The organism is Streptomyces sp. NPDC059256, assembly GCF_042753785.1.
In the GTDB taxonomy this organism is placed as follows: Bacteria; Actinomycetota; Actinomycetes; order Streptomycetales; family Streptomycetaceae; genus Streptomyces.
On the sequence record NZ_JBHYZO010000003.1, the window covers coordinates 262,995 to 289,569 of the forward strand.

Here is a 26,575-nt window from a genome sequence, read left to right on the forward strand (position 1 = left end):
TAGACGGTCGTACGGCCCTTGAGGGGGGAAGAATCATCCCCTGTCCCGTTCGGGGTGGCCACAGGCGTCAGGGGTCTCTCAGGCAGCCGTATGCCGGCGTCTGTGGGCAGTGGTGCCATCCGGTCGGCAGCCATCGGCTGCGTCCATGGAGTGGGACGCTTCGGTGGGTGCCCTCCATGGACCTCGCTGGCCAGGGACGGACGGCCCTTTGGCGGCTGGTGCGACGAGCTGCTGCCGATGTGCGGTCGGATCGCCCGAAACGCGGATTCCGTCGTCCGGCGGGCTCCTCGATGAGCGAATGGCAAGTGCGGCACTGCGTGCCTTGCTGAAGTCATCCGTGGGGTGGGTCTTCGGCATACGTCCGAGAGGGACGAATGCCACCATGCCGCCGGTCTCTCCACGGGAACGCCGGCGAAGATCGTCCGCGAGGTCTGAGGGGGTGGCCCCGACGCATTTCCGCCATGTCGACGGGGTGCAGGAGCGCTGCTCAGAGTGACCGTCGGAAGACTGTGAGTCCTGTGCGGGAGGCGGGCCGTCCGCGCTGGTTGCGTCATCGGGTCAGTGCGGAAGTGAGCCTGGGTGCGGTGGTGGCCGTCGAGCCGTACCCAACCAGTGCGAACTGATCGGATACGGCTCGACGCCTGGGCTGTCCTCGTCCGCCTGGTGCGTGGACGGGGTGGGCATCCGGCCGGGCCGGGACGGTTCGCGGCAGGGGGCGGATTCCTCCCGCTGCCCATCGTGGACCGGGCTCGGGGGCCGCCCGTGCGTGGCTTGGCATGGCGACGGGTACGGACCGGACCGGACCCGCGCCCCGGGCTCAGGCCCTGCCAACCAACTCGTACCCGGCCTCGTCCACGGCATCGCGGACGGCCGACTCGTCGAGGGCGGCCTCGGAGACGACGGTCACCAGACCGGTCGCGGCGACGGCCTTGACGGAGGTGACACCGGCGATGGCGGAGACCTCCGTGGAGATCGCACCTTCGCAGTGGCCGCAGGTCATTCCGGCGACCTGGTAGACCGTGGTCACGGCGCCCTCGGTTGCGGCGTCGGCCGAGTCGGTGCCGCAAGCACTGCCACCGCAGCAGCTGGAGGCGGGGGCGTTCTCGATGATCTCGATCTCGGTCTTCGCGGTCATGTCGTTCTCCTCGCGGGCAGTGGGGATGCGCCTGTCGCGGCACACCAGAGACGTAGCAGGGGCTCCCGAGACGGTCGGGATCCTCTGATGCTCAATATACTATACCCCTAGGGGGTATGAAACTCCCGCTTGTGGACTCCGTGGCGTGCCGCTTGTGGACTCCGTGGCGCGCGGCCGTTCGTCAGGACGCCCCCTCGGTGGCGCTGCGGGTCAGTGGGCAGTCCTCGCCCTCGGGGAACAGTGGGTCCAGGTAGCGGTACAGGACCGTCTTGATCTCCAGGGTGTAAGCCTGCCGCTCCTCGCCCTCGTGGGTGAGGACGAGATCGAGGCCCGCTTTGAAGATGGTGAGCGCGGTGTTGGCGATGCGGGACAGCTCTGCCGGCGAAAGGTCGGGCAGATAGACGGCGAACACCTCTTCGATCCGGGCCAGCAGGCTCAGATGGATGGCGTTGAACTCCTGGGCGATCTGGCCGGGCGCGTCATGGCCGTGGATCAGGACCGCGAAGGCCGGATTGTCGTAGTTGAAGGCGAAGAGCGGATCGAGGACCTCGTCCAGGAGCGTGTCGAGGGGGAGTGGCTGCCCCGCTGCGATGAGTGCCGTGCCGTGTGACTCGCGCCAGCGCTCCAGGAGTCGACCGCCCAGTTCGATGGCGATCGCTTCCTTGTTGGGGAAGAACTGGTACAGCGTGCCGGGGGAGACGCCGGCCTCACGCGCAATGGCGTTGGTCGTGGCTGCGGTGTATCCGGACGTCGTGAAGACGGTCGCTGCGGCATCGAGGAGTTGGGCGATCCGGCGCTCTCCGCGCGCCTGGCGGCGGCGCGGTTTGGCGGTCGCGGGTGCGGACTCCTGAGTGGGTGCGTTTTCTGGAGCTACTGCCTCCGGTTTTGTCGTGTCCGGCACTGATATCCCCAGCTTCCTGGCGCGGTTGACAAACGCGAGTGGTCGCTCGCATTCTTTGTCAATGCGAGCGATTGCTCGTGTTTGCCAAGTCTATGGCAATGGTCGCCTCATGCTGCCTGCTCGCATGCCTGCACATGGGCCACGGTGAAGGGGACACCGCACCATGTCCGAAGTCAACAGCCCGCCCCCGGCCCCGCCCCGGGCACGGCGGCCGGTCGGAGGGTGGACCCGATTCGTCACCGCGCGACCACGACTCGCCCTGTTCGCGGCGCTGGTCCTCACCGTGCTCGCCGTCTTCGCTGGCAGTGGAGTGGCGGACCGGATGGGAAGCGGCGGGTGGACCGATCCGGCTGCCGAGTCGTCGTACGCGACCAAGGCGCTGGAGCGCGAGTTTCCGGCCTCGCAGCCCAATCTGCTGCTGCTGGTCGACAGCGGGCGGGCGGGGGTGGACAGTCTGGCGGTCGCCGCCGAAGGGCGGCGGTTGACCGAGCGCCTGGCAGCGGAAAAGGGGATCACGGGCGTCGGGTCCTACTGGCAGAGCCCTTCGCCGGCTCTGCGCTCGGAGGACGGACGGCAAGCCCTCGTCGCGGCGCGGGTGCTGGGTGATGAGAAGACCAAGGCCGAGGTCCTTCAGCGGATAGCCCCGGAGTATCGGGGAGCGCACGGCCCGGTGGAGGTCTCCCTCGGAGGGCCAGTCGCCGTGGAGCATGAGATGACCACGATCATTCAGGAAGATCTCCTGCTGGCCGAGGCCATCGCCCTACCGGTGACCCTGATCCTTCTGGTCATGGTCTTCGGAAGCGCGGTCGCGGCAGCGCTGCCCCTGCTGGTCGGGATCGTCGCGATCCTGGGCACCAATGCCCTGCTGAGGGGGCTCACGGAGTTCACGGACGTCTCGGTCTTCGCCATGAACCTCACCACGGCCTTGGGGTTGGGGCTGGCCATTGACTACGCGTTGTTCATCGTGCGCCGATTCCGGGAGGAACTGGCCAGTGGCCTTGAGGTCCGTGATGCCGTGGGGGCGACCCTGCGCACGGCCGGGCGAACCGTTCTCTTCTCGGCCCTCACGGTGGCGGTGTCCTTGGCGGCCATGTTGGTGTTTCCGCAGTACTTCCTCCGCTCGTTCGCCTATGCGGGAGTGGCGGTGGTCCTCCTGGCTGCTGGCGCGGCTCTGGTCCTACTGCCCGCTGCACTGATGCTTCTGGGGCATCGGATTAACGCCCTGGACCTGCGAGCGGCCTTCCGTCGCCGCCGAGCCCGCCGAGCCCTCGGGGGCGTCGAGCATGTCGAACATCAGGGGGAGCAGTCCTCGGGGTCTGCCGGGCCGCGGAGCGCGGAGCAGTCGGGCCCGGGCCATCACCCGCGGCCGGAAGTGTCCACCACCAAGCCGCCAGCGACACTGATATCGCCGTCGCCGTCGCCGTCGCCGTCGCCGTCGCCAACGACACCGATACCGATACCGCTGGCGACAGCCGCGCCCACACCCATACCGATGTCGGCCGCTCGGGACGGGGCTGCACAGGACGGGGCTGGGCAGCCCGGAGAGCGGGGAGGGTGGACCCGACTCGCGGATCTGGTGATGCGAAGGGCACCGCTGTTCGCCTTCACCACCATTGCGGCGCTCCTCCTTTTGGGGCTCCCCTTCCTGGACGTGAAGTTCGGTACGCCGGACGATCGGCAACTCCCCAAGAGTGCCGAGTCCCGGGTGGTTCAGGAGGAGATTCGCGAGCGATTCACCGGTAGTCCCGACGGGGCCATCGAGATCTTCGCGGGGCCGCTCACCGATGGGGGAGAGGGGGACGAGAAGGGGAGCGCGGATGTCACATCCGCCACGTCCGCGGAGTACCGCGACCGTATAGCCGCCCTCCCGGGAGTGCTGCGGGTGGACGGGCCGGCCGTGTCCGGTAGTGCGGCCTACTTCACCATTCAGCCCAAGGGTGAGGCCGTGGGCGAAAGTGCTCAGCAGTTGGTCCATGACCTGCGGGAGGTGCCCGCGCCGTTCGAGACCTCGGTGACGGGCAGGGCTGCCGTTCTGGAGGACTCCAAGGCGGCCATCGCGGACAAGTTGCTGTTGGCGCTGGGGATCATTGCCGTGGCCACCTTGGTTCTGGTCTTCCTGCTGACCGGCAGTGTGCTGATCCCCCTTCAGGCGGTCGTGCTCAATGCCCTGAGTCTCACCGCCATGTTCGGTGCGGTCGTCTGGATCTTCCAGGACGGCAATCTCTCCGGGCTACTGGGCTTCACTCCGACCGGAGACATCGAAACCAATCTGCCAGTGCTGATGTTCTGCATCGCTTTCGGTCTCTCGATGGACTACGGCGTCTTTCTGCTCTCCCGCATCAAGGAGGAGTACGACCACTCGGGCAACCATGAACACGCGGTGCGCTTCGGACTCCAACGCACGGGAGGACTGATCACCGCAGCGGCCGTGATCCTCGCGGTGGTGATGTTCGCCATCGGCACTTCACGGGTCACCAACACGAAGATGCTCGGTCTCGGTATCGCCCTTGCAGTGCTGATGGACGCCATGGTGGTGCGCAGTCTGCTGGTGCCGTCGGTGATGAAGCTGATGGGCGCGTGGAGTTGGTGGGCGCCTGCGCCGCTGCGACGGTTCCACCAGCGGTTCGGTCTCAGCGAAGGCGACGCGGCGGCTTCGGTCGCTCTCGATGACGGACACGCGGCTGATGCGGGCGCCGCTGGGCGAGGAGCGATCCAGAACACCGGCGCAGACCAGAACACCGGCGCAGACCAGGGGTCCGGCTCCGCCACGCCTGATCGGGCCAAGGTCTGACGGCGAGGGAGTAGGCGCCACAGCTGGTACGGGGGGCGGTGCGACCGGCACGGAGGGCGCCACTCGCAGGAGAGCGCAAGCACGGGGCGAGGAGGGGAAAAAGCGGGCAGTCCCGCACACCAGATGGTGTGCGGGACTGCCCGGCAGGAGTCAGTTGGCGCGACCTCTGTTTCCTGGGCGGTTGGCGACCCATACGCGAATGGTCTCGGCGTACCAGTAGGGCTTGCCGGCCTGGACCAGATCGGGCGGCGGGAGTTGTCCGTGCTTGCGGTAGGAGCGGACCGTGTCGGGCTGTACCCGGATGTGAGCAGCGATCTCCTTGTAGGACCAGAGACTCTTGTCCGTCATGTGGCACCTCCCTGCGTGCACGACAGCGGCGACCTGGGGGCCGTCGGGGGAGCCGTCGTGCGGATGCTGGCGATCATGAGAGTGCGCCTGCTCGACGGCCCCCCGGAACAGGGAAGACGCGTCTGTCGACCCCCCGTGACGGAAAACCCGCGTAATGGAGATATGTGTGATCAGAGGGCGACAACGGTGACAGATGTGATGAGTGGGCCTCAGGCGCCGCAAGTGCGCAGGAAGCGACGGGTCCGACGGGCAATGGGAAGTGGCTTGTCAGGAGGGCAGGGGTACATGTCCTGCTCGACGATCGCGAAGAGTTCTACGCCCAGCGCGTCGGCTGCTGCCAGTACGGGTTCCAGGGCAGGAACGCCTGCCGGTGGTTCGCACATCACTCCCCGTGCGACGGCCGGACCGAAGGGCAATTGACCGGCGATCACCTCCGCGAGGATCCGAGGGTCCACCTGCTTGAGGTGGAGATAGCCGATCCGTTCGCCGTACGTCTCGATCAGGGCGACGCTGTCCCCGCCGCAGTAGGCGTAGTGGCCCGTGTCCAGGCAGAGCGAGACCAGATCCGGATCGGTGGCGTCCAGAAAGCGGCTGACGCTCTCCTCGCCGTCGATATGAGTGTCCGCATGGGGATGGACCACGATCTTCAGCCCGTAGCGCTCACGCACCTCACGGCCGAGGCGTTCGGTCTGGACGGTCAGATCACGCCATTGACGGGCGGTCAGAGTGCTGTCCTCCACGACCCGCCCGGTCCTGTCGTCCCTCCAGAACGCGGGGATGACCACCAGATGCTCGGCGCCCATGGCCTGAGTGAGTGCGGCGATGTCGGAGACGTGCGCCCAGGTCGCGTCCCAGACGTCGGTGCCACGGTGGAGGGCGGTGAAGACCGTCCCCGCCGACACTGTGAGACCCCGCCGCATGGTTTCTTCATGCAAGAGGCCGGGATCAGTGGGGAGATAGCCGTACGGGCCGAGTTCGATCCACTCATAGCCGGCCTGGGCGACCTCGTCGAGGAACCGTTGCCACGGCACCTGGAGGGGGTCGTCGGGGAACCACACCCCCCAGGAGTCGGGGGCCGAGCCGACCCGGATGCGGTTCAGTGCGGGGACGGGGGAGCTCATACGGCCGAGCCTTACGGCCGCCCCGAAAGAGTGTCAAGTCAACGTCCGAATGTCCGGACAAAATGTTGACAGTATTCGATGGACGGCACTAGACCTGGGGGGACCCGGGCAGCGAGGCGAAGGGACCCGCATGTCGCAGCCGCACCAACCGGAGTCCTTCGACGTCATCACCATGGGACGCATCGGGGTGGATCTCTATCCCCTGCGCACCGGTGTGCCCCTGGCCCGGGTCGATGTGTTCGGCAAGTTCCTCGGCGGCTCGGCGACCAACGTCGCCGTCGCTGCCGCACGGCTCGGGCGGAACACCGCGGTGATCACCCGCACCGGCGCCGATGCCTTCGGTGACTACCTTCATGAGGCACTCGCCGATTTCGGTGTCGATGACCGATGGGTGACCCCCGTACCGGGACTTCCCACCCCCGTCACCTTCTGTGAGATCTTCCCCCCGGACGACTTCCCCCTCTGGTTCTACCGACAGCCCAAGGCACCCGACCTGGAGATCGCACTCCAGGACCTCGACCTTGAGGCGATTCGCTCGGCGCGGGTCTTCTGGACGACCGGTACGGGACTGTGCGAGGAGCCCAGCAGGGCCACCACGCTCGCGGCGCTCGCCCATCGCGACCGTGCCGGGACCACCGTGTTCGACCTCGACTGGCGGCCCATGTTCTGGGCAGACCCCACGGCGGCCCGCGCCCTCTACCGACGAGCACTCGCCGTGGCCACCGTCGCCGTCGGCAATCTCGACGAGTGCGAGATCGCCACCGGCGAGCGAGAACCTGAGGCAGCCGCCAGGGCACTGCTCGCAGCGGGAGTGGACCTCGCCGTCGTCAAACAGGGCCCCGCGGGAGTCCTCGCCCTGCACCGGGACGGCACCCGCGTCGAGGTGCCTCCGGTGCCCGTGGACGTGGTCAACGGGCTGGGCGCGGGGGACGCGTTCGGCGGGGCCCTCTGCCATGGGCTGCTCGCCGGCTGGGACCTGGAGCGCGTGATGCGCTACGGCAACGCCGCCGGCGCCATCGTCGCCGCGAGGCTCGCCTGCTCCACCGCCATGCCGTTTGCGACGGAAGTCGACCAGGTGATGTCCGGTGGACCCGTCCCGCCTTCGCCCACCCCGCCCCCGGTCGCTCCCCCATCTCCGGCCGTTCCCCCATCTCCGGCCGCTCCCGCGTCTCCGGCCGTTCCCCAACACCCATCCGTTCCCCAACACCCATCCGCACAGCCATCGCCCCCGCAGCCCTCCCCGCGACCGTCCCCCGAAGGGCCGACGGCCCCACCCCCGGCATCCCGAGTCCGGCCCGCCCCGGAGCTGCGATCCTCCGAGGCACCCCCGGTCGAGCCGCGCCGAGCCGATGGCCCCGGAGGGCACCCATGAGCCGTGTCGACATCACCGAGTTGACCGGAATCCGGACCAGGCACCCCGAGGCCGTGGCCGAGGCCGCTGCGAGCCGACGCAGACGGACCCGTCTCATCGGTCCGAGCGGACGGTTGATGATCATCGCGGCCGATCATCCGGCCCGTGGAGCGCTCGCTGTAGGGGCCAGCCCGCTGGCCATGGCCAACCGCTTCGACCTGCTGGAACGGCTCTGCCTCGCCCTCTCCCGCCCCGGTGTGGACGGCGTCCTCGCCACCGCGGACATCCTTGACGACCTGCTTCTGCTCGGGGCACTGCACGACAAGGTCGTCATGGGGTCCATGAACCGCGGCGGACTCGCCGGCGCAGTCTTCGAACTGGACGACCGCTTCACCGGACATCGCCCACAGGACCTCACCCGCCTCGGCTTCGACGCGGGCAAACTGCTGCTGCGCATCGACTACCAGGACCCGGCGTCCCTCGACACCCTGCACTCCGCCGCCCGCGTCGTCGACGAGATGGCCGCCCACCGACTGCCCGTCTTCGTCGAGCCCTTCATCTGCCACCGGACCGACGGACGTCTCCGCACCGACCTCAGCGCCGGAGCGATCACCCGGTCCATCGCCATCGCCTCCGGTCTCGCCGGGACCTCCGCGTACACCTGGCTCAAGGTTCCGGTGACGGACGACCCTGAGGCGATGGCGAGCGTCATGGAGACTTCCACCCTGCCCGCGGTCATCCTCGGCGGTGACATCGGCACCGACCAGGACGGCGTCTACGCGACCTGGCACAGGGCCCTGCGACTGCCCACCGTCCAGGGCCTCGTCGTGGGACGTTCACTGCTCTATCCGGCGGACGGAGACGTGGCCGCCGCCGTCGATACCGCCGTAGGGCTGTTGTAGGGGGGTACGGAGAGAACATGAGCGCCGATCACACGCACACCGTGCCGCCCGAGCCGAGGTCTCACCTCCCGGCGGGCAGTGCGCGCAGCGGGCCCTATGCCCTGCGCATCGACCCCGCCCGCGCGGGGTGGGCCCATGCCGCCCTGAGGGTTCTGGAACTGCCCCCCGGTGGCACCCACTCCCTGGACACGGGCGATTGCGAGTGGATCGTCCTGCCCCTGAGCGGCGGCTGCACCGTACATGCAGAAGGAGAGTTCTTCGAACTGCGCGGAAGGGAAGGTGTATTTGGCGGAGCGACGGACTTCGCCTATCTGCCGCGTGATTCGCACGCACAGATCGCCTCCGGTGCGGGAGGCCGCTTCGCCCTGGCAGGAGCGAAGTGCGAGCGACGACTCCCCGCTCGCTACGGCCCCGCGCCGGAGGTACCGGTCGAACTCCGCGGTTCGGGTGGCTGCTCGCGCCAGGTCAACAACTTCGCCGCCGCGGGCGTCTTCGACTGCGATCGCCTCATCGCCGTGGAGGTGATCACCCCTGGTGGCAACTGGTCGTCCTATCCGCCGCACAAGCACGACGAGCACGTGCCCGGGGTGGAGTCCGAGTTGGAGGAGATCTACTACTTCGAGATCGACCGGGGCGGTACGGGCTTCCACCAGGTCTCGCCGTCCCGCCCCGGGGGTACGGAGTTGCTCGTCGAAGTCCGCGGCGGTGACGCCGTCCTCGTGCCCGACGGATGGCACGGTCCGTCCATCGCCGCTCCCGGGCGGGACATGTACTACCTCAATGTGATGGCGGGGCCCGGCCCGCGGGAGTGGCTCATCCGCGACCACCCCGACCACGGCTGGATCCGTGACACCTGGCCGGACCAGCCGATGGACCCCCGACTCCCGCTCCGACCCGGCTCGCGCTCCGACGCACCGAGGCACCCGGGACCGGCCGAGGAGCAGGGATGACCTGCCGTCGTCTCACCGTCGCCCAGGCACTGATCACCTTCCTCAGCCGCCAGTACACCGAGCGCGACGGGCGCCGACAGCGGCTCATCAGCGCCACCTGGGGCATCTTCGGTCATGGAAACGTGGCGGGGATCGGTCAAGCCCTGCTGGAATCCGGCACCGGCCCCCACCCGACGGCGCCCGAGTCCGGCACCGGCCCCCACCCAACGGCGCCCGAGTCCGGCGCCGAACCGCACCCGCACGCCGACCAGTCCGCAGCACATCCGTACGGCGTCGAGGCCGAGCCGCACCCACACCGCACCAGCAGCGGATCGCACCTGCACGGCGCGGCCAGTGAAATGCATGGCCACGGCGGAGACACCGGCGGCGGGCGTCCTGCCATGCCGTTCTTCCAAGGCCGCAATGAGCAGGCGATGGTTCATGCCGCCGTCGGCTACGCGCGGCAGTCCCGTCGGCTCTCCGCCCACGCGGTCACCACCTCCATCGGCCCCGGCGCCACCAATCTGGTCACCGGTGCGGCGCTCGCCACCATCAACCGCCTTCCCGTACTCCTACTCCCCGGCGACGTCTTCGCCACCCGCCCGGCAGACCCGGTTCTGCAACAGCTCGAAACCCCCCATGCGGGAGACCTGTCCGTCAACGACACCCTCCGACCCGTCTCGCGCTACTTCGACCGCATCACCCGCCCCGAAGCCCTGATCCCGGCCGCGCTCCAGGCCATGCGCACCCTCGCCGACCCGGCGGAGACGGGTGCGGTCACCCTCGCCCTCCCTCAGGACGTGCAGACCGAGGCGTACGACTGGCCCGAGGAGTTCTTCGCACAGCGGATCTGGCGGGTGGACCGGTGCCGCCCCGATCGCGATGCGCTCGACGAGGCCCGCCGGCTCCTGGCCGCGGCCCGTCGCCCACTCCTCGTCGCCGGCGGCGGAGTTCACCACAGCGAGGCCGAGGCAGCGCTGCGAGCGTTCGCCGATGCCACAGGCATTCCCGTCGCCTCCACCCAGGCCGGAAAGGGGTCCCTCCCTCACGACCACCCCTGTGACATCGGCGGCATCGGCCACACCGGTACCGCGGTCGCCGCGGAGGCGGCCCGTACCGCGGATGTCGTGATCGGGGTCGGCACCCGCTGGTCCGACTTCACCACCGCGTCCTCCACCCTGTTCCAGAACCCCTCCGTTCGATTCCTCAACATCAACGTCACGTCCTTCGACGCCCACAAGATGGCCGGCCTCTCCCTCGTCGCGGACGCCCGCGAAGCCCTGACCGATCTCGCCGATCTCGCCGAAGCCGCACCGAAGCGGGTCTCGCAGGCGTACGAGGAGGAGTACCGCGCGGGCAAGGAGCGCTGGGAGCAGCGGGTGGACCTCGCCTATCGCGCGGACGACCCCCACGCCCGCCCCACCCAGACACAGGTGCTCGGCCTGCTCGATGCCCTCGTCGACCAGGACGACATCGTCATCAACGCCGCCGGTTCGCTCCCCGGGGACCTCCACAAGCTGTGGCGCGCCCGGTCCGCCGACCAGTACCACGTCGAGTACGGGTACTCCTGCATGGGATACGAGATCCCCGCGGCCATCGGTGTCCGGCTGGCCGCGCCAGGGCGGCCCGTCTGGGCCCTCGTCGGCGACGGCACCTATCTGATGAACCCCACGGAGATCGTCACCGCGGTCCAGGAGAACGTCCCCATCAAGGTGGTCATCGTCCAGAACCACGGATACGCGTCGATCGGTGGACTCTCAGCGGCCGTCGGCGCCGAACGGTTCGCCACGGCCTACCGTCACCGCGGCCCTGACGGCACGTACTCCGGAGCGCCGCTCCCCGTCGATCTGGCCGCCAACGCAGCCTCGCTCGGACTACGCGTGATCCGCGCCACCACCGTGGCTGAACTGCGGCGCGCGCTCGTCGAGGCCCGGGCGGCGGACGTTCCCACAGGTGTCTATGTCGAGACCGAAACCGCAGACACTGTGTCGAGCGCGCCCCCGGCACAGGCGTGGTGGGATGTTCCCGTGGCAGAGATCGCGACCCGGCAGTCGGCGGTCGAGGCCCGGGAGGAGTACGAGCGGCGCACCGCCGACCGACGCCGCCAGCTGTGAGACATCCGCAGACGTGCCGGCACTTGTGAAGGAGCCTTTCTCATGACGAAGAACATCCACCACTGGATCGGTGGAAAGACCGTCGAGGGAACGTCGGGCAACTGGGGTCCGGTCACCGACCCGGCGACCGGCGCCGTGGCAGCCCAGGTCGCGCTGGCTTCGACCGACGAGGTCGGTGCCGCCGTCGCCGCGGCCAAGGAAGCGTTCGCCACCTGGGGCACGTCGTCCCTCTCCCAGCGCACGGCGATCCTCTTCCGCTACCGGGCGCTGCTTGACGCGCGCCGTGATGACATCGCGGCCCTGATCACCGCCGAGCACGGCAAGGTCCACTCCGATGCGCTGGGCGAGGTCGCCCGTGGCATGGAGATCGTCGAGCTGGCCTGTGGCATCACCACCCAGCTGAAGGGCGAGCTGTCCACCCAGGTGTCGAACCGGGTCGATGTGTCCGCCATCCGCCAGCCCCTCGGCGTCGTCGCGGGCATCACCCCGTTCAACTTCCCCGCAATGGTCCCCATGTGGATGTTCCCGCTGGCGGTCGCCTGTGGAAACACCTTCATCCTGAAGCCCAGCGAGAAGGACCCCTCCGCGGCGAACTTCCTCGCCGAACTGGCCACCGAGGCGGGGCTACCCGACGGTGTCCTCAATGTGGTCCACGGCGACAAGGTGGCCGTCGACGCACTCCTGCACCACCCGGACGTATCGGCGGTTTCCTTCGTCGGCTCCACCCCGATCGCCCGTTACATCCACACCACCGCCTCCGCCAACGGCAAGCGGGTGCAGGCGCTCGGCGGTGCGAAGAACCACATGCTGGTCCTCCCGGACGCCGACCTGGACGCTGCGGCCGACGCCGCGGTCTCGGCCGCCTACGGTTCGGCGGGCGAGCGCTGCATGGCCATCTCCGCGGTCGTCGCCCTCGACTCCATCGCCGATGAACTGGTCGAGAAGATCCGCGAGCGCGCCGAGAAGATCAAGATCGGCCCGGGCAACGACCCCACGTCCGAGATGGGTCCGCTGATCACCAAGGTGCACCGCGACAAGGTCGCCTCCTACGTCACCGGTGCCGCCGCCCAGGGAGCCGAGGTCGTCCTCGACGGCACCGGTTACACGGTCGAGGGCTTCGAGGACGGTCACTGGATCGGCATCTCCCTCCTCGACAAGGTCTCCACCGACTCCGACGCCTACCGCGACGAGATCTTCGGCCCGGTGCTGTGCGTCCTGCGCGCGGAGACCTACGAAGAGGGCCTGGCCCTCATCAACGCCTCGCAGTACGGCAACGGCACCGCGATCTTCACCCGCGACGGCGGTGCGGCCCGCCGCTTCCAGATGGAGGTCCAGGCCGGCATGGTCGGCGTGAACGTTCCGATTCCGGTTCCCGTCGGCTACCACTCCTTCGGTGGCTGGAAGGACTCCCTCTTCGGCGACCACCACATCTACGGCAACGACGGTGTGCACTTCTACACCCGCGGCAAGGTCGTCACCACCCGCTGGCCCGACCCGGCCGACGCCCCCTCGGGCGTGGACCTCGGCTTCCCGCGCAACCACTGACACACCGCGCAACCACTGACACACCGCGCACCGGGCGCGTGGCCGCAGCGTTAATCCGCTCGCGTCGGCCACGCGCCCGACCGCATTCTGGTCCCCATGCAGGAGACGAACCCACCGCAGCGCGCGATCCGCGCGCTGCACACCGACACCACCATCACCGTGTACCAGGCGTACGCCCCGGGACTCGGTCTTCCGGCGGCGCGCGACGGCCGATTTCCAGCAGCCTGGAAGCGAACCAGGATGACCTGGATCAAGCCGTCGTTCCTCTGGATGATGTACCGCTGTGGCTGGGGTCTGAAGGAGGGCCAGGAGACCGTGCTCGCGGTGGAGATCACCCGCGAGGGCTTCGACTGGGCACTGCGGAACTCCTGTCTGTCCCACTACGACCGGGGGCTCCACACGGACCGGGCCCAGTGGCGGCGGGAGCTGAAGCGCTCGCCGGCGCGGGTGCAGTGGGACCCCGAGCGGGATCTGCGCCTCCAACCGCTGCCGTACCGCTCGCTGCAACTGGGGCTTGCGGGGGAGGCGTCCCGCCGGTACGCGGACGAATGGACGGTGTCCATCCGCGATGTGACCGACCTGGCGCACGAGATCCATGCACGGGTGAAGAACGACGACCTGGCCGCAGCCGCCGCACTCCTGCCGGACGAGCGCCCGTACCCGACCGATGAGGCCCCCGGCCAGGCGAAACCTGCTCAGCGCGTCGGCGAGGCAAAGACACGGACCAACGCGTAGCAGCCGGCAGCACATCGCGCCCGCGCCCAGCCGCGGCAGCCCGGCACGAGACCACTCAGCGCGATCTGCGAAGTCGGCCGAAGGAGATCCGGACGAGCGGGTCCACGGCTCGGGCGCTGATCGCCCGGCGGTCAACCCCCGCCAGGAGGAACGCCCCCCTCCCGTCCCCGTCAGGGATGCGTACCGCACCTGGTGTACGGCCTGGTCCACGCCTACTCCCCGAGGAGACCGGGCACCTCCGTCTGGCGGCAGCCGAGAGCTCACAGCTGTTCCGCTTAGGGTTTCAACCATGCAGACCCGACTTCTCCGGCTCCGCCCGCCCGGCCGATGGCTCGCGGGCGCCGCAGCCATCGCCGTACTCGCAGGAGCGGGCACCTGGACCGCGGTCGCCGATGACGGCGCCCCGACCGTGCGCCGTGAGGACCGCGTGCACTCCATGCCCGGGGCGAAGATCGACACCTCGTACTTCACCGCGGGCAGCACCAAGGACCGACGCCCGGCCGTGCTCCTCGGGCACGGCTTCGGCGGCAGCAAGGACGATGTGCGTGCCCAGGCCGAAGGGCTGGCCCGGGACGGTTACGCCGTACTGACCTGGTCGGCCCGCGGCTTCGGCGAATCGGCCGGGCGGATCGGTCTCAACGATCCCGCCTTCGAGGTCAAGGACGTCTCCCGGCTGATCGACTGGTTGGCCAAGCGTCCCGAGGTTCGGCTCGACGCCGACGGCGATCCCCGGGTCGGTGCGGCGGGAGCCTCCTACGGTGGGGCGATCTCCCTGCTGGCCGCGGGGCACGACCCCCGGGTGGACGCCATCGCCCCCTCCATCACCTACTGGAACCTCGCCGACGCCCTCTTCCCGAACGGGGTCTTCAAGAAGCTCTGGGCCGGCATCTTCTTCTCCACCGGTTCGGCGAGTGCCCCCGGCATCGCGCCGAGGACCGAGCAGCCGAGGACCGAGCAGCCGAGCGCCCCCGCCCAGCCGAACGCAGGTGCCGCCGCGGGCCCGACCCCGGTGAACCCCGCCGGTTGCGGCCGGTTCCAGCCCGAACTGTGTGCCATGTACGAACGGGTCGCCACGGCCGGAGTGCCCGACACCGCCGCCCGTGATCTGCTGGAGAGCCGTAGCCCCTCCGCGGTGGGCGACCGCATCAAGGTCCCCACCCTGATCATGCAGGGGCAGGCCGACTCGCTGTTCCCCCTCTCCCACGCCGACGCCATGGCCCGCACGATCAGTGGCAACGGCGCACCGGTCTCCGTGGACTGGATCTCCGGCGGCCACGACGGCGGCGACGGCGAGTCCGCGCGTCTCCAAGGGCGGGTCAACGCATGGTTCGACCGCTACCTCAAGGAGGACGAGAGCGCCGACACCGGCCCGGCCTTCCGGGTCAGCCGCACCGGAGGCGTCGACTCCACCGATGGGCAGGCACTGCTCCGCGGGGCGAGCGGGGACCGCTACCCGGGGCTGGAGAACGGCACCAGGGCCATCGCCCTGAACGGCCGTGAGCAGACCTTCTCCAATCCGGCGGGCGCCTCACCACCCGCCATCTCCGCCGTCCCCGGGCTCAGCGGTGGGCTCGGTCAGTTCTCCTCCTTCGGCGTCGGTCTCTCCCTGGACTTCCCCGGTCAGAACGCGCGCTTCGAATCCCGACCCCTCCAGCAGGGGGTACGGATCACCGGCTCGCCCACGGTCCGCGTCAAGGTGGCCTCCTCCACCGGTACGGCCGTCCTGTTCGGCAAGGTGTACGACGTCGGGCCGGACGGCCGCCAGCAGGTACTGCCCTCCCAACTCGTCGCCCCGATCCGCATCGACGGCGCCCGAGCGGGCAAAGAGGTGGAGTTGACCCTGCCCGCCGTGGACCATCAGGTCGATGCCGGACACCGGCTGCGCCTGGTCCTGAGCGCGACCGACCTCGGCTACGCATCACCGGCCGCACCGGCCTCCTACACGGTCGGCCTCGCCGGCGGCGGTACCAGCGCCCTCGCCGTGCCCACGGCACCGGACGTCAAGACCGAGGCCGCCGGGTTGCCCTGGTGGACCTGGGGCCTTCCGCTCGCGGCGGTCGTGATCGCGGCCGGTCTGCTGTTCACGGCACGACGCAGGGCCGTCGCCCCGGCACCGGACCCCGCCCGCGCCGATGTCCCCCTGGAGATCACCGACCTGTCCAAGCGGTACGCCAAGTCGGCCGACCGCTACGCCGTCCGGGACCTCTCGTTCCGGGTGGAGAAGGGCCAGGTACTGGGCCTGCTCGGGCCGAACGGTGCGGGCAAGACCACGACCCTGCGGATGTTGATGGGCCTCATCCGGCCCGACTCCGGCGAGATCCGCGTCTTCGGACACGCCATTCGCCCGGGCGCGCCGGTGCTCTCCCGCGTCGGTGCGTTCGTCGAGGGCGCCGGATTCCTGCCGCACCTGTCAGGACGCGACAACTTGGAGCTCTACTGGCGGGCCACCGGCCGGCCCGCTGAGGACGCCCACATCGAGGAGGCCCTGGAGATCGCCGGGCTCGGTGACGCACTCGCCCGAGCGGTGCGTACCTACTCTCAGGGCATGCGGCAGCGGCTCGCGATCGCCCAGGCCATGCTGGGGATGCCGGACCTCCTCATCCTTGACGAGCCGACGAACGGACTCGACCCACCACAGATCCGTGAGATGAGGGACGTGATGATCCGGTACGCGGCCGGCGGCCGAACCGTGATCGTGTCCAGCCATCTCCTGTCCGAGGTCGAGCAGTCCTGCACCCATCTGGTCGTGATGGACCGCGGCCGGCTGGTGCAGGCCGGACCGGTCGCGGAGATCACGGGGGAGAGCGACACCCTGCTCGTCACGACCGCCGTCCAGATCTCGGACCCCGTGGTCGAGAAGATCGGCGCGCTCGGCGGGATCGCCTCCGCCACCCGCACCGACGAGGGACTCCTGATCAGGCTCGACGGCGCCACGCCGACGGACATGATCGGCGAACTGGTCCGTCTGGACGTGCCGCTGACCGGTGTCGGTCCGCACCGCCGCCTGGAGGACGCCTTCCTCACCCTGATCGGAGGTCCCGCATGAGTACGCTGATCGATTCGGCCCCCGGCTACCGCGCCCGGCGCACCCTGCCCCTTCGGGTGGAGGCGGTACGCCAGTTGAAGCGGCGACGGACCATGGTCATGGCGGGGATCCTCGCCGCGCTGCCGCTGGTCCTGATCGCGGCCTTCGCGATCGGAGGCTCGCCGGACGGCGGCGAGAACGACCGCATCACCCTCATGGACACGGCCACCGCATCGGGCGCCAACTTCGCGGCCACCTGTCTGTTCGCCTCGGCTGGCTTCCTGCTGGTCGTACCGGTGGCCTTGTTCCACGGCGACACGGTGGCCTCGGAGGCCAACTGGTCCTCCCTGCGCTATCTGCTGGCCGCCCCCGTGCCCCGTACCCGTCTGCTGTGGTCCAAGCTGGCGGTCGCGCTCGGCTTCAGTGCGGCGGCGATGGTCATGCTCCCGGTGATCGCCTTGGCCACGGGCACCCTCGCCTACGGTTGGGGGCCGCTCAAGCTGCCCACTGGGGGCTCCCTCGACGCGGGGGAGACGCTGCCCCGGCTGGCGCTGGTCGTGGCGTTCATCTTCGTCTCCCAACTGGTCACGGCAGGACTCGCGTTCTGGCTCTCCACCAAGACCGATGCCCCGCTGGGAGCGGTCGGCGGAGCGGTGGGCCTCACCATCGTCGGCAATGTGCTGGACGCGGTCACCGCCCTCGGCTCCTGGCGCGACGTACTGCCCGCGCACTGGCAGTTCGCGTGGATAGACGCGCTGCAACCCCAGTTGGAGTGGAGCGGCATGGTCAAGGGCGCTGCTGTCTCGGTGAGTTACGCCCTCGTGCTCTTCGCGCTGGCCTTCCGCAACTTCTCCCGGAAGGACATCGTGTCGTAGGACCGCGGTCGGCTTCTGCCGGCTGCCATGACGAGCCGCCTTCGGTGCACCCGGGGGCGGCTCGTCCCGTACGGGCTGGTGTAGGGGTCCGGACCGTACGTTCCGTGGTCGAACCGTCTCCGTGACGCCGTCGCTCATAGGGCACCCCCGCATCCTGTAGCGGGCCGAAGCCGCAACACCCGGGATTCCCGCCCGTTGCCGCATCGAGACGGTTCCGCAACACCCCTGGCGAGTCCGAACCGCCGCACCGGACGTCACATCCCCAAGCGCCAACCACACGGGGGAGATCCGGATGAAGCTCGGCACAGTCCAGCCCACCAGCACCAGCAGGAGGGCGGGCGTACGCACCAGGACCTACCGGGCGGCGGTCGCCGCCGTCCTCGCCGGCGGGGTGCTGCTGACCGCCGCGTGCAGCGATGGCGGCGACGGCCAACGCAACTCCACCTATGACGCGTCCGACGAACGGGAACGACGCGAGGGCGGGAGCGCAGCCCAGCGGAACCCCACGGCCGCGCCACCGGCCGCCAACCCGCCCGCCGCAGGTCGCAAGGACGGCCAGGACGGCTTGCGCGCGGACGACACGGCCGAGAAGCTCGCGCCCCCGGCCGACTACCTCTCCACGTTCGCCCTCGACGTGGACACCGCCTCGTACGGATACGCCCGCCGCACCCTGGAGAACGGAGAGCGCCCCACCCCGGGGGACGTCCGGCCCGAGGAGTTCATCAACAGCTTTCGGCAGGACTACCCCCAGCCCGGGGGCAACGGCTTCTCCGTGACCCTCGACGGCGCCCGCCCCACCGCGGGCGCGGGCGAGATCCGGGGCGAGATCGGCGGGCAGGAAGCCGGCGAGGGGGACTGGTCCCTGGTGCGGGTCGGACTCGCCACCCGTGCGGCCGACCGCGCGGGCAAACGTCCGCCGGCCGCCCTCACCTTCGTCATCGACATCTCCGGTTCGATGGCCGGAGAGGGCCGGCTCGACCTGGTCCGGGAGTCGCTGCGGACGCTCACGGACGAACTGCGTGACGACGACTCCATCGCCGTGGTGACCTTCAGCGCCAAGGCCGAGACCCGGCTGCGCATGACCCGGCTCGGCGGCAACCGCGAACGCATCCACGACGTCATCGACGACCTGCGCCCGACCGACTCCACCAACCTCTCCGCAGGCGTGCGCACCGGCTATGCGGAGGCCGTCGAGGGCAAGCGCAGCGGCGCCACCAACCGGGTCGTCCTCCTTTCCGACGCCCTCGCCAACACCGGGGAGACCGACGCGGACCGCATCCTCGACCGGATCGACGACGCCCGGCGCGACCACGGCATCACCCTCTTCGGAGTGGGAGTCGGCAGCGAGTACGGGGACGCCCTGATGGAACGGCTCACGAACAAGGGCGACGGCCACACCACCTATGTGTCCAGCAACGAGGAGGCCCGGACGGTCTTCCGTGACCAACTGCCCTCCCATGTGGAACTGCGCGCCAGGGACGCCAAGGCCCAGGTGGTCTTCGACCAGCAGAACGTGCAGCAGTTCCGGCTGGTCGGCTACGAGAACCGGGCCGTCGCCGATGAGGACTTCCGCGACGACGGGGTGGACGGCGGCGAAGTGGGACCCGGTCACACGGTGACCGCGCTGTACGCCGTCAGGCTCAAGGAGGGCGCCCGCGGCCATGTGGCCACGGCAACCGTCCGCTGGCTCGACCCCAAGACCCGCGCCCCGTACGAGAAGTCGGGTTCGATCGAGGTCGCCGGTGTGGACGGCTCGCTCTGGCAGGGCGCGTCGAACCGGTTCCAGATCACCGCGGTCGCCGCCTACTTCGCCGAGTCCCTCCGCGGAGGTTCCCTGCCGGGTGCTCCCGGCTGGGACGAGTTGCGGAAGCGGGCGACGACGCTCGCGGACATCACCGAGGACCCTGCCGTGACGGAGTTGGCCGAGGCGATCCGCCGGGCCCAGCGCCTCGCCGACTGAGCCGGGCCCGGGAGACGCATCCGCCCCCTCCCCGCTGTGCGGGGAGGGGCTGGATCGTACGGGTGGCGCAAGCGGCTAGCATCGGTGCAGCCACCAGGATCGGAGAGTACGACTGTGCGTCAGCTGCGCGTGGGCGTCGCCATTTTGACCATGGGCAACAGGCCGGCGGAACTCGCCGCCCTGCTCGACTCCGTGGCCTCTCAAGACCTACCCGCCACCAGGGTCGTCGTGGTCGCCAACGGCGTCGCACCACCACCGCTGCCCGAGTCGGTCACCGCCGTCGCCCTGCCCGAGAACGCCGGGGTCACCGGAGGGCGCAATGCGGCCCTGGCGCGACTCAAGGAGTTCGGCGACGTGGACATCGTCGTCGACCTCGACGACGACGGGCTGTTGATCAGCACGGATGTCTTCAGCCGGCTGGTGGCGGCCTTCGCCGACGACCCCCGATTGGGTGTCGTCAGCTTCCGCATCGCCGATGAGCGCAATCGCACCCAGCGTCGTCACGTGCCCCGGCTGCGCGCGTCGGACCCGATGCGCGGCGGCTATGTCACCACCTTCCTCGGCGGTGGCCACGGACTGTCGATGCCGATGCTCGACGAGATCGGCGGCTGGCCGGACGAGTTCTTCTACGCCCACGAGGAAACCGATCTTGCCTGGCGGGCCCTGGACGCGGACTGGAAGGTGCTCTACGAACCGCAACTCGTACTTCAGCACCCCTGGACCGCGCCCACCCGGCACGCCGTCTACCACCGGATGATCGCGAGGAACCGGGTCTGGCTGGCCAAGCGCCATCTGCCGGCCCCGCTGGTGCCCACCTACCTCGCGGTCTGGACGGCCCTGACGCTCGTGCGGAGCCGCTCGTTGTCGGGACTGCGGCCCTGGTTCGCGGGATTCGCCGAAGGCGTGCGGACACCGTGCGGCCGGCGCAGGCCGATGCGCTGGCGCACGGTCTGGCGGATGACGACGCTCGGCCGACCCCCGGTCATCTAGCGTCTGATCAGGTGCCGTTCGCCCTGGGGCCGTCGGCCTGCATGGATCGGATGCCCCGATCATGGAGCACATGACACACGGCATCTCCGTGCCCGGGCCGCCATCGCGTCCCGGGCCTCCTCATCTGGTCGGCTTGACCGAAACGGCTGACCGTCCCCGCACGATGACCGAAGGCTTCTGGGCAGGGCTGCTGGAGACCGGTTGGGCGGCGAGGCTGCGATCCGGCGACGGCCGGACCCGATTCCGGTTGCACTACTACGGGGAGCTCTTCGACGGGCTGATCGTCGGTGACGACTTGCCCGCGCTGGTGTACGCGGTCCCCGAGTCGGGGCAGCGGATCCTGCTGTTCGACGGCGCGGTGCACGGCCATGACGCGATGTTCTGTGACACCTGGGACGAGGACGAGCTGCGCACCCGCCGTGCCGACCGGCTGTATGTCGATGCCGATGGCGAGGACACCTTCGAGCTGGTGGTCTGGGTCGGCTACAACATCGACTGGGAGGACGAGCGAGAGTCCTTCGTGGACGCTGACGATCCCGACTCCGTCACGCTTGTCGATGGTCGTCGTCTTCCGTTCGAGGTTGCTCGGCACGCCGCCTTCGACGCCATCTCCATCACCGCCACCAACGCGCGGGGCCGGGCCACCGACACCGTCTCGGAGGAGCTGGCCTGAGCAGTGCCCACGGCGGACAGGTTCCCGTCGGCTCCTGGTGGGCCGAACCACTCCGTACGTGGTGACCAGGTGCGTTCTGTCCAGCGGGGTACGCACCCTGCCGACCAACGCCCGTGCAGCGGGGTCGACAGGGCGAACGTTGTCCGGTGCGGCACGAGCAACAGGGCGGCAGGGGACCAGGAACCGTATCGAGTGGGCCGCCGGGCCACGTGCCGGATGTGACCTAGTTGACCTAGTCCGGCATCAGGGCGACACCCTCGTACGCCAACCACTGGCCGAAGCCGTGCAGCCCACGGTCGAGTTCGGTGCGTGGCGCCCAACCCGGGAGCGGGGCACCGTCCGTCAGCAGTGCGCGGTTCCTGCCCACCGTGTGGGTCGCCGACCGCGGCGCCTCTTCGATCGGCATCGGGCGCACCGCACGGTGCACCGTGCGGGCGAGCTCGGCCACGGTGACCGATGGGCCCGCAAGGGTGACCACGTTCTGGGCCGGTGGTGTGCGCAGCGCATGGGAGAGCGCATCGGCGAGATCGCTCACGTACAGCGGGTGCAGTGGATCGGTGGGCCCTTCGACGAGCAGGCTCTGGCTGCGCAGGGCGTCCCACACCAGTTGGCCGATGAGGGTGTGTCGGGAGCAGCCCGGGCCGTAGAGGTCACCGGCGCGCAGGGTGTAGCTGATCGGGGGTGCGGTGCCGTCGGGCGCGGCGCCGAGGCGGATCGTCGCCGTCGCTTCGGTGTCGCGCAGGCCCCTGAGGTCGATGACGGCGTCGAAGGGAGAGTGGTCATCGGCGGGCTCCACCGGCACCACGGGGTGGCCGCGGTCCGCGAGCCCTCGCAGGACGTGTTCTCCGACCGGTGTCGCCGACCCCATGACACCCAGTGCCTTCACTCTTGGTGTGTCCCCCGGCCGGGAGCGTGTTTCGATCGGTTCGGGGGAGGCCCGTATCCCCGGGGCATCAGGGAATTCCGGCACAAGTCCGCTCCCCGGAGCACGTGTTGACGCCGAGCGGCGGCGCGTACGGCGACGGGCGATCTCCTCAGCCTTCTCCCGGCCCGCCGCGAGCCCTTGGGTCGCCGCCTCGGCGAGCGCGTCCCGGCGTTCGGCGATCCGGTCCTCGGACGAGGTGTGGCTGATCCCACCCGGACCGATGGTGGCGAGGGACTCCGCGAGGACCATCGGGTCGGGCTCATAGCCGGACGGCCTGGTCAGATCGGCCAGCCGTGCCGAACCATGGAGTCCCATGGCGAAGGCGGTCAGCCAGGTCCCACGGCTGTCGGTGTCCGATCCGTGCCCGCCCGCCTGCTGCAACAGTGCGGACGGCACTCCGCGCCCCTCCAGATAGGTCTCGCACTCCAGGTGCAGCCAGCGCCGCGGACCGGGGCCGACGATGCGCACCGCGCACTGGGCGACACCGTTCTTGAAGAAGGGGACCATGTCCAACCCGGTCAGCCGGGAGCCCTCGTCGCCCACCGGATCCGAAGGGAGGAAGCAGACCGATCTGCGTGGCCCCCGGAAGGCGTTCCCCGAGATGCTGCCGCGGTCCTCGTGCTCGGCGAGGTTGGGCACGGAGACGTAACGGGGCACATCGTGCTCCCGTAAGTAGCGGTACATCAGGATGTCATCGGGCCACGCACCCAGTCGTGCGCGGCCGTAGCTGACGAACCCTTCGGCGATCGGACGCGGCAGGACGATGGCCACGCACGGGAAGTACTCATTGACCGCGCCAACCCACCGGGCGCCCGTCATCGCACCCCAGCGGACTGCGGCTCCATTGCGTGAGTCCCAGAGCGCGAACAGCGCGAGCGCCGCATCAGGCATCGCCTTGATCGCGAGACGCACTCTCTCGAAGAAGTTTTCGGACAACATCATGTCGTCTTGGATCACCAACTGATGTGTGGCGCCTTCCTCGATCGAGGACCAGGCGGCCAGTGCCGTGCGCAGGACGGAAGGCGTACCGGTCGGGTCCGGGTCCATCACCACCCGTAACGCCCCCGGAGGCGCTGTCAAGGCCAGTTTCTCTGCGGCTTCACGGCGTTTCGGGTGGGTCATCACCACACCGCTCAACCGGGGTGACGTCACAAGCCCTCCATAGGTCCAGTTGTCGTTCAAGGCGACCCGTGGCCGCCGAATCCGGACAGTACGGCGGGGGTTTCCGGGCCGCAAGAGTGCCGAAAAGGCACTCTGGCACGCCGTGCAGGGGGGACAGATGCTGATCACACGTACCGAGTCCGAGAGTCGACCCCCGGAGGCGAATACATGACCGCAGGAGTGAATGGAGCCGGAGCCGGCCAGGCTACGGCGACTGTCGAGCCCGTCCTGTCCCGACTGGAGAAGCTGCGCGAGGCGCGGGTGGTCGTGACCGGTGGTGGTGGCCTCGTCGGCAGTCGTCTCACGGCCCTTTTACACCGGGCGGGTGCGCACGTCACCGTACTGGACCGCATGGACGCCTACCCCGACTCCGCACATGAACTGTTCGGGACCGCCGGTACCGGCGCCGAGTTGGTCATCGGCGACATCACGGACCGCCAGGCCGTGCGAAGACTCTTCCGGGGGGCGGACTTCGTGGTGCACGCCGCCGCCTACGCCGATGTCGCCGCTTGCACCCGACGACCCGACATCGCCTTCCAGGCCAATGTCCAGGGCTCCGAGGTCGTCCTCGAAGAGGCTGCCGCATCCCGTGTGCGCCGTCTGGTCCTGGTTTCGTCCGCCTCTGTCTACGGTGACGGCGCGGCGGGCGTCGAGGGCCCGCAGATGTTCAGCGAGGACCAGACGCCCTTCCCGCTCTCGGTCTACGCCAACTCCAAACTCTGGGCCGAGCACCAGACCCGACTGCTCCTCGGTGGACAGAGTTCGACCGAGTACGCGATCGTGCGCTACTTCTCGGTCTACGGCGACCCCCAGGTCCCCAAGCCGGGCAGCCACTCCTGGATGGTGGCTTGGCTCGCCATGCACGCCCGCCTCGGGCTGCCCATGCGGCTCAACGGTGGTGGCGTTCAGGTCCGTGACCTCGTGCATGTCGAGGACATCGCCGAAGCGACCGCACTGGCGCTGATCGAGGAACGGATGGCCGGCGCAACGGTGAACATCGGCACCGGGACGCCCACGTCGGTGCGCGCGGTCGCCGAGTTGATCGCCCCCCACTTCCCGGGGTCGCAGTGCATCACAACCCCCCGCCCCGACGGCGACCCGCTGGGCGGATACGCCTCCACCGAGCGTGCCCGTGAACTCCTGCGCTGGCAGGCCCGCATCCCCGTCAGCGAAGGCGTCGAGCGCTATGTGAAATGGCTGACCGCCACGCCGTACGCCGTGCCGCGCTGGCTCTCCGAGTCCGCCGCATGACAGCCTGCTGCACGGTGACCGGCGGGAGTGGGGCGACCCACCGGCACACCCCTTCGACCAGCCCCCTGAGCGGGATCGACAGCGGGCCCAGCGCCAGCGCGACCGCCCGCCATGACGGACGATCCGGGACGCCCCGGCCCGGTGTGACGGTCGCGGTCGCCGGACCCGTTCGCGGTCCGGAGAGTGACGCAGCGGTGAGTTACGTCGGGTCCTACATCTGGTCGCTGCGCCAACAGGTCGGCGCACGGACCCTCCTCGTACCAGGAGCACAGGTACTGCTCCTGGACGCGCAGGGGCGCGCCCTGTTCCAACAGCGTGCCGACACGGGGGTGTGGGAACTGCCCGCGGGCGCCTGTGAGGAAGGCGGCGACTTCCTTGACGCCGCGGTCCGCGAAGTGGCCGAGGAGACCGGGCTCACGGTGGCCCGGGCGGATCTGATCGCCTTCGGTTCGCTCTCGGACCCCGGGGTCCACACGCTCATCTATCCCAACGGTGACGTCACCCACTGTTTCGCCCTCTGCTTCGTCGCCCGAGCGTGGTCGGGGCGGCTGGTTCCCGGCCCCGACGAGGTGCGCCGTGCGGAGTTCCGCGAACTCACCGACGCACCCGCCCCACTGCACCCGCCGACGGCCGTCGTCCTCGACATGTACGACGCGTTCCTGCGCACGGGAAGGTTCCAGGCACGGTGAGCGCGGAGCACAGGACCGGCCCGGCCAGGCCGACCGAACCAGCCGGACCGGTCGGATCAGCCGGGTTGGCCGGTTCCGTATGTGTTGACGTGCCCTGTCGGGCCTGTCTGTCCGGCGAGGACCTCGACTGGTTGGGCGGGCGCTCGGTCAGCGTGGCGCTGGACCTGCCGACCCGGGTCGAGACCTCCGCATCGACGGCGGTCACCGACGCTCCGGCCGAGGGGTGGCCCGCCGAGGTGTGGGGCTTCCTTCGCCAGCGGCTGCCCGAACTCCCCTCCGACCCACCGCCGGTGACCACCAGCAGTGCCGCGCCCGCCGCCAGCGGGCTGTCCTCCTCGACGGCGCTGATCGTGGGCCTGTTCCGGGCGTTCACCGACGCCCACGGACCCTCCGGGCGCCTCCCGGACCGGGTGCTGGCCCAGTGGGCGTACGAGTTCGAGTTCGCCGTCTTCAACGGCGGGGGCATGGACCATCTCGCCGTGGTGGAGGGGGGCGCCCTGTTGCTGGAGGGCAGGGAGGTCGGTCTGCCCGAGGTCAGGGAACGGATGGAGTTCCCCGCCGACTGGTCCGTGATCGTCGTGGACTCCGGAACCCGGAAGAACACGGGTGGTCACATCCGTACCGTACGGGCCCAACTCGCTTCGGGAGACCCCGATCTCGCTGCCTACATGCGTATCGCGGACGAGGCGTCGGGAGCCGTGTGGGAGGCGTTGCGGGCCCATGACCACCAGGCGGTCGGGGCGGCGATGAGCAGGGCCCATGAGGCGATGCGTGATCACCAGCGGATGTCCACCCCGCTGCTGGAGGAGTTGCGCACCAAGGCAGCGCGCGCCGTCGGGCTGCCGCTGAAGGTGAGCGGGGCCGGGGGAGGCGGGTCGCTCGTCGGTGTCTGTCCGCTGGTCGATGCGCCGGAGACGGCACGGGCGCTACGGGCGGCACTGCGCGATGCCCATCCCGGGGCCCGGGTGGTGGTGACCGGGGCGGCACCCGGTCGGAGCACCGCGCCCTTGCAGGTGGTCAACACCGGCTGACGCAGGGGGAAGGGCCGGGGGGCCGCGGGGGGGGGGGGGGCCCCGCCCCCGGGGGGGGGGGGGGGCCCCCCCGCCCGGGGGTTGGGCGGGGGGCCCCCCCCGCCCCCAGGGCGTAGGACAGCA

20 protein-coding genes are annotated in these 26,575 nt (G+C 69.8%); 15 read left to right on the forward strand and 5 right to left on the reverse strand.

What is annotated here, in order from left to right; all coding sequences use genetic code 11:
* Positions 1 to 817: 817 nt before the first annotated feature.
* Both ACFXJL_RS09210 and ACFXJL_RS09215 read right to left on the reverse strand, forming a co-directional pair.
* Complete coding sequence (locus tag ACFXJL_RS09210) at positions 818 to 1,135, reverse strand: cation transporter (protein WP_358877520.1); 318 nt, start codon at positions 1,133 to 1,135, stop codon at positions 818 to 820.
* A gap of 181 nt (positions 1,136 to 1,316) precedes the next feature.
* On the reverse strand, positions 1,317 to 2,042 hold the full coding sequence (locus ACFXJL_RS09215; protein WP_384691351.1) for a TetR family transcriptional regulator: 726 nt from the start codon (positions 2,040 to 2,042) through the stop codon (positions 1,317 to 1,319).
* A 157-nt stretch (positions 2,043 to 2,199) separates the two neighbouring features.
* On the opposite strand from ACFXJL_RS09215, the gene ACFXJL_RS09220 reads away from it, so the two are divergent.
* A complete protein-coding gene (locus ACFXJL_RS09220) occupies positions 2,200 to 4,827 on the forward strand; it encodes an MMPL family transporter (protein ID WP_384690679.1) in 2,628 nt (875 codons plus the stop codon).
* Between the two features lie 150 nt (positions 4,828 to 4,977).
* On the opposite strand, the gene ACFXJL_RS09225 is transcribed toward ACFXJL_RS09220, so the two are convergent.
* Positions 4,978 to 5,175: a MarR family transcriptional regulator gene (locus tag ACFXJL_RS09225; protein ID WP_329019195.1), complete on the reverse strand. Its 198-nt coding sequence runs from the start codon at positions 5,173 to 5,175 to the stop codon at positions 4,978 to 4,980.
* A 209-nt stretch (positions 5,176 to 5,384) separates the two neighbouring features.
* Positions 5,385 to 6,296 carry a sugar phosphate isomerase/epimerase family protein gene (locus ACFXJL_RS09230; protein ID WP_384690682.1) on the reverse strand — a complete coding sequence of 304 codons (912 nt, stop codon included), beginning with the start codon at positions 6,294 to 6,296 and terminating at the stop codon, positions 5,385 to 5,387.
* A gap of 130 nt (positions 6,297 to 6,426) precedes the next feature.
* Here ACFXJL_RS09230 and iolC point away from each other — a divergent pair, with 130 nt between their 5' ends.
* The 11 genes from iolC to ACFXJL_RS09285 all read left to right on the forward strand — a co-directional run bounded on the left by iolC (position 6,427) and on the right by ACFXJL_RS09285 (position 21,395).
* The gene (gene iolC / locus ACFXJL_RS09235) at positions 6,427 to 7,668 is read left to right on the forward strand and encodes a 5-dehydro-2-deoxygluconokinase (protein ID WP_384690685.1); all 1,242 of its coding nucleotides are present in this window, start codon (positions 6,427 to 6,429) and stop codon (positions 7,666 to 7,668) included.
* On the forward strand, positions 7,665 to 8,549 hold the full coding sequence (locus ACFXJL_RS09240) for a deoxyribose-phosphate aldolase (protein WP_384690688.1): 885 nt from the start codon (positions 7,665 to 7,667) through the stop codon (positions 8,547 to 8,549). The genes iolC and ACFXJL_RS09240 overlap by 4 nt, the downstream gene beginning before the upstream one ends.
* Positions 8,550 to 8,566: 17 nt before the next feature.
* Entirely contained in the window at positions 8,567 to 9,499 is a 933-nt protein-coding gene (gene iolB, locus ACFXJL_RS09245; protein ID WP_384690690.1) for a 5-deoxy-glucuronate isomerase, read from the forward strand.
* Positions 9,496 to 11,592, forward strand: a complete 2,097-nt coding sequence (gene iolD, locus ACFXJL_RS09250; RefSeq protein ID WP_384690693.1) for a 3D-(3,5/4)-trihydroxycyclohexane-1,2-dione acylhydrolase (decyclizing) — start codon at positions 9,496 to 9,498, stop codon at positions 11,590 to 11,592. The genes iolB and iolD overlap by 4 nt, the downstream gene beginning before the upstream one ends.
* Positions 11,593 to 11,634: 42 nt before the next feature.
* Complete coding sequence (locus ACFXJL_RS09255) at positions 11,635 to 13,137, forward strand: CoA-acylating methylmalonate-semialdehyde dehydrogenase (protein WP_384690696.1); 1,503 nt, start codon at positions 11,635 to 11,637, stop codon at positions 13,135 to 13,137.
* A gap of 96 nt (positions 13,138 to 13,233) precedes the next feature.
* On the forward strand, positions 13,234 to 13,872 hold the full coding sequence (locus ACFXJL_RS09260) for a DUF4291 domain-containing protein (RefSeq protein ID WP_384690699.1): 639 nt from the start codon (positions 13,234 to 13,236) through the stop codon (positions 13,870 to 13,872).
* Between the two features lie 289 nt (positions 13,873 to 14,161).
* The gene (locus tag ACFXJL_RS09265; RefSeq protein WP_384690702.1) at positions 14,162 to 16,918 is read left to right on the forward strand and encodes an alpha/beta fold hydrolase; all 2,757 of its coding nucleotides are present in this window, start codon (positions 14,162 to 14,164) and stop codon (positions 16,916 to 16,918) included.
* Entirely contained in the window at positions 16,915 to 17,772 is an 858-nt protein-coding gene (locus ACFXJL_RS09270) for an ABC transporter permease (RefSeq protein WP_358877531.1), read from the forward strand. Before ACFXJL_RS09265 ends, ACFXJL_RS09270 begins: the two co-directional genes overlap by 4 nt.
* Before the next feature lie 292 nt (positions 17,773 to 18,064).
* Positions 18,065 to 19,732 (forward strand): von Willebrand factor type A domain-containing protein, encoded by a 1,668-nt coding sequence (locus tag ACFXJL_RS09275; RefSeq protein ID WP_384690705.1) that lies wholly within the window; start codon positions 18,065 to 18,067, stop codon positions 19,730 to 19,732.
* A 114-nt stretch (positions 19,733 to 19,846) separates the two neighbouring features.
* On the forward strand, positions 19,847 to 20,722 hold the full coding sequence (locus ACFXJL_RS09280) for a glycosyltransferase (RefSeq protein ID WP_358877533.1): 876 nt from the start codon (positions 19,847 to 19,849) through the stop codon (positions 20,720 to 20,722).
* 70 nt (positions 20,723 to 20,792) lie between these two features.
* Positions 20,793 to 21,395, forward strand: a complete 603-nt coding sequence (locus ACFXJL_RS09285) for a hypothetical protein (protein WP_384690709.1) — start codon at positions 20,793 to 20,795, stop codon at positions 21,393 to 21,395.
* A 232-nt stretch (positions 21,396 to 21,627) separates the two neighbouring features.
* Here ACFXJL_RS09285 and ACFXJL_RS09290 read toward each other — a convergent pair whose 3' ends face one another.
* A complete protein-coding gene (locus tag ACFXJL_RS09290; protein WP_384690712.1) occupies positions 21,628 to 23,472 on the reverse strand; it encodes a hypothetical protein in 1,845 nt (614 codons plus the stop codon).
* Positions 23,473 to 23,649: 177 nt separating this feature from the next.
* Between ACFXJL_RS09290 and ACFXJL_RS09295 the strand changes: the two genes are divergently transcribed.
* From ACFXJL_RS09295 to ACFXJL_RS09305, 3 genes are all read left to right on the forward strand, one after another.
* Complete coding sequence (locus tag ACFXJL_RS09295) at positions 23,650 to 24,732, forward strand: NAD(P)-dependent oxidoreductase (protein WP_358877536.1); 1,083 nt, start codon at positions 23,650 to 23,652, stop codon at positions 24,730 to 24,732.
* Between the two features lie 14 nt (positions 24,733 to 24,746).
* On the forward strand, positions 24,747 to 25,421 hold the full coding sequence (locus tag ACFXJL_RS09300; RefSeq protein WP_358877537.1) for an NUDIX domain-containing protein: 675 nt from the start codon (positions 24,747 to 24,749) through the stop codon (positions 25,419 to 25,421).
* An 89-nt stretch (positions 25,422 to 25,510) separates the two neighbouring features.
* Entirely contained in the window at positions 25,511 to 26,452 is a 942-nt protein-coding gene (locus ACFXJL_RS09305) for a mevalonate kinase (protein WP_384690716.1), read from the forward strand.
* Positions 26,453 to 26,575 lie beyond the last annotated feature (123 nt).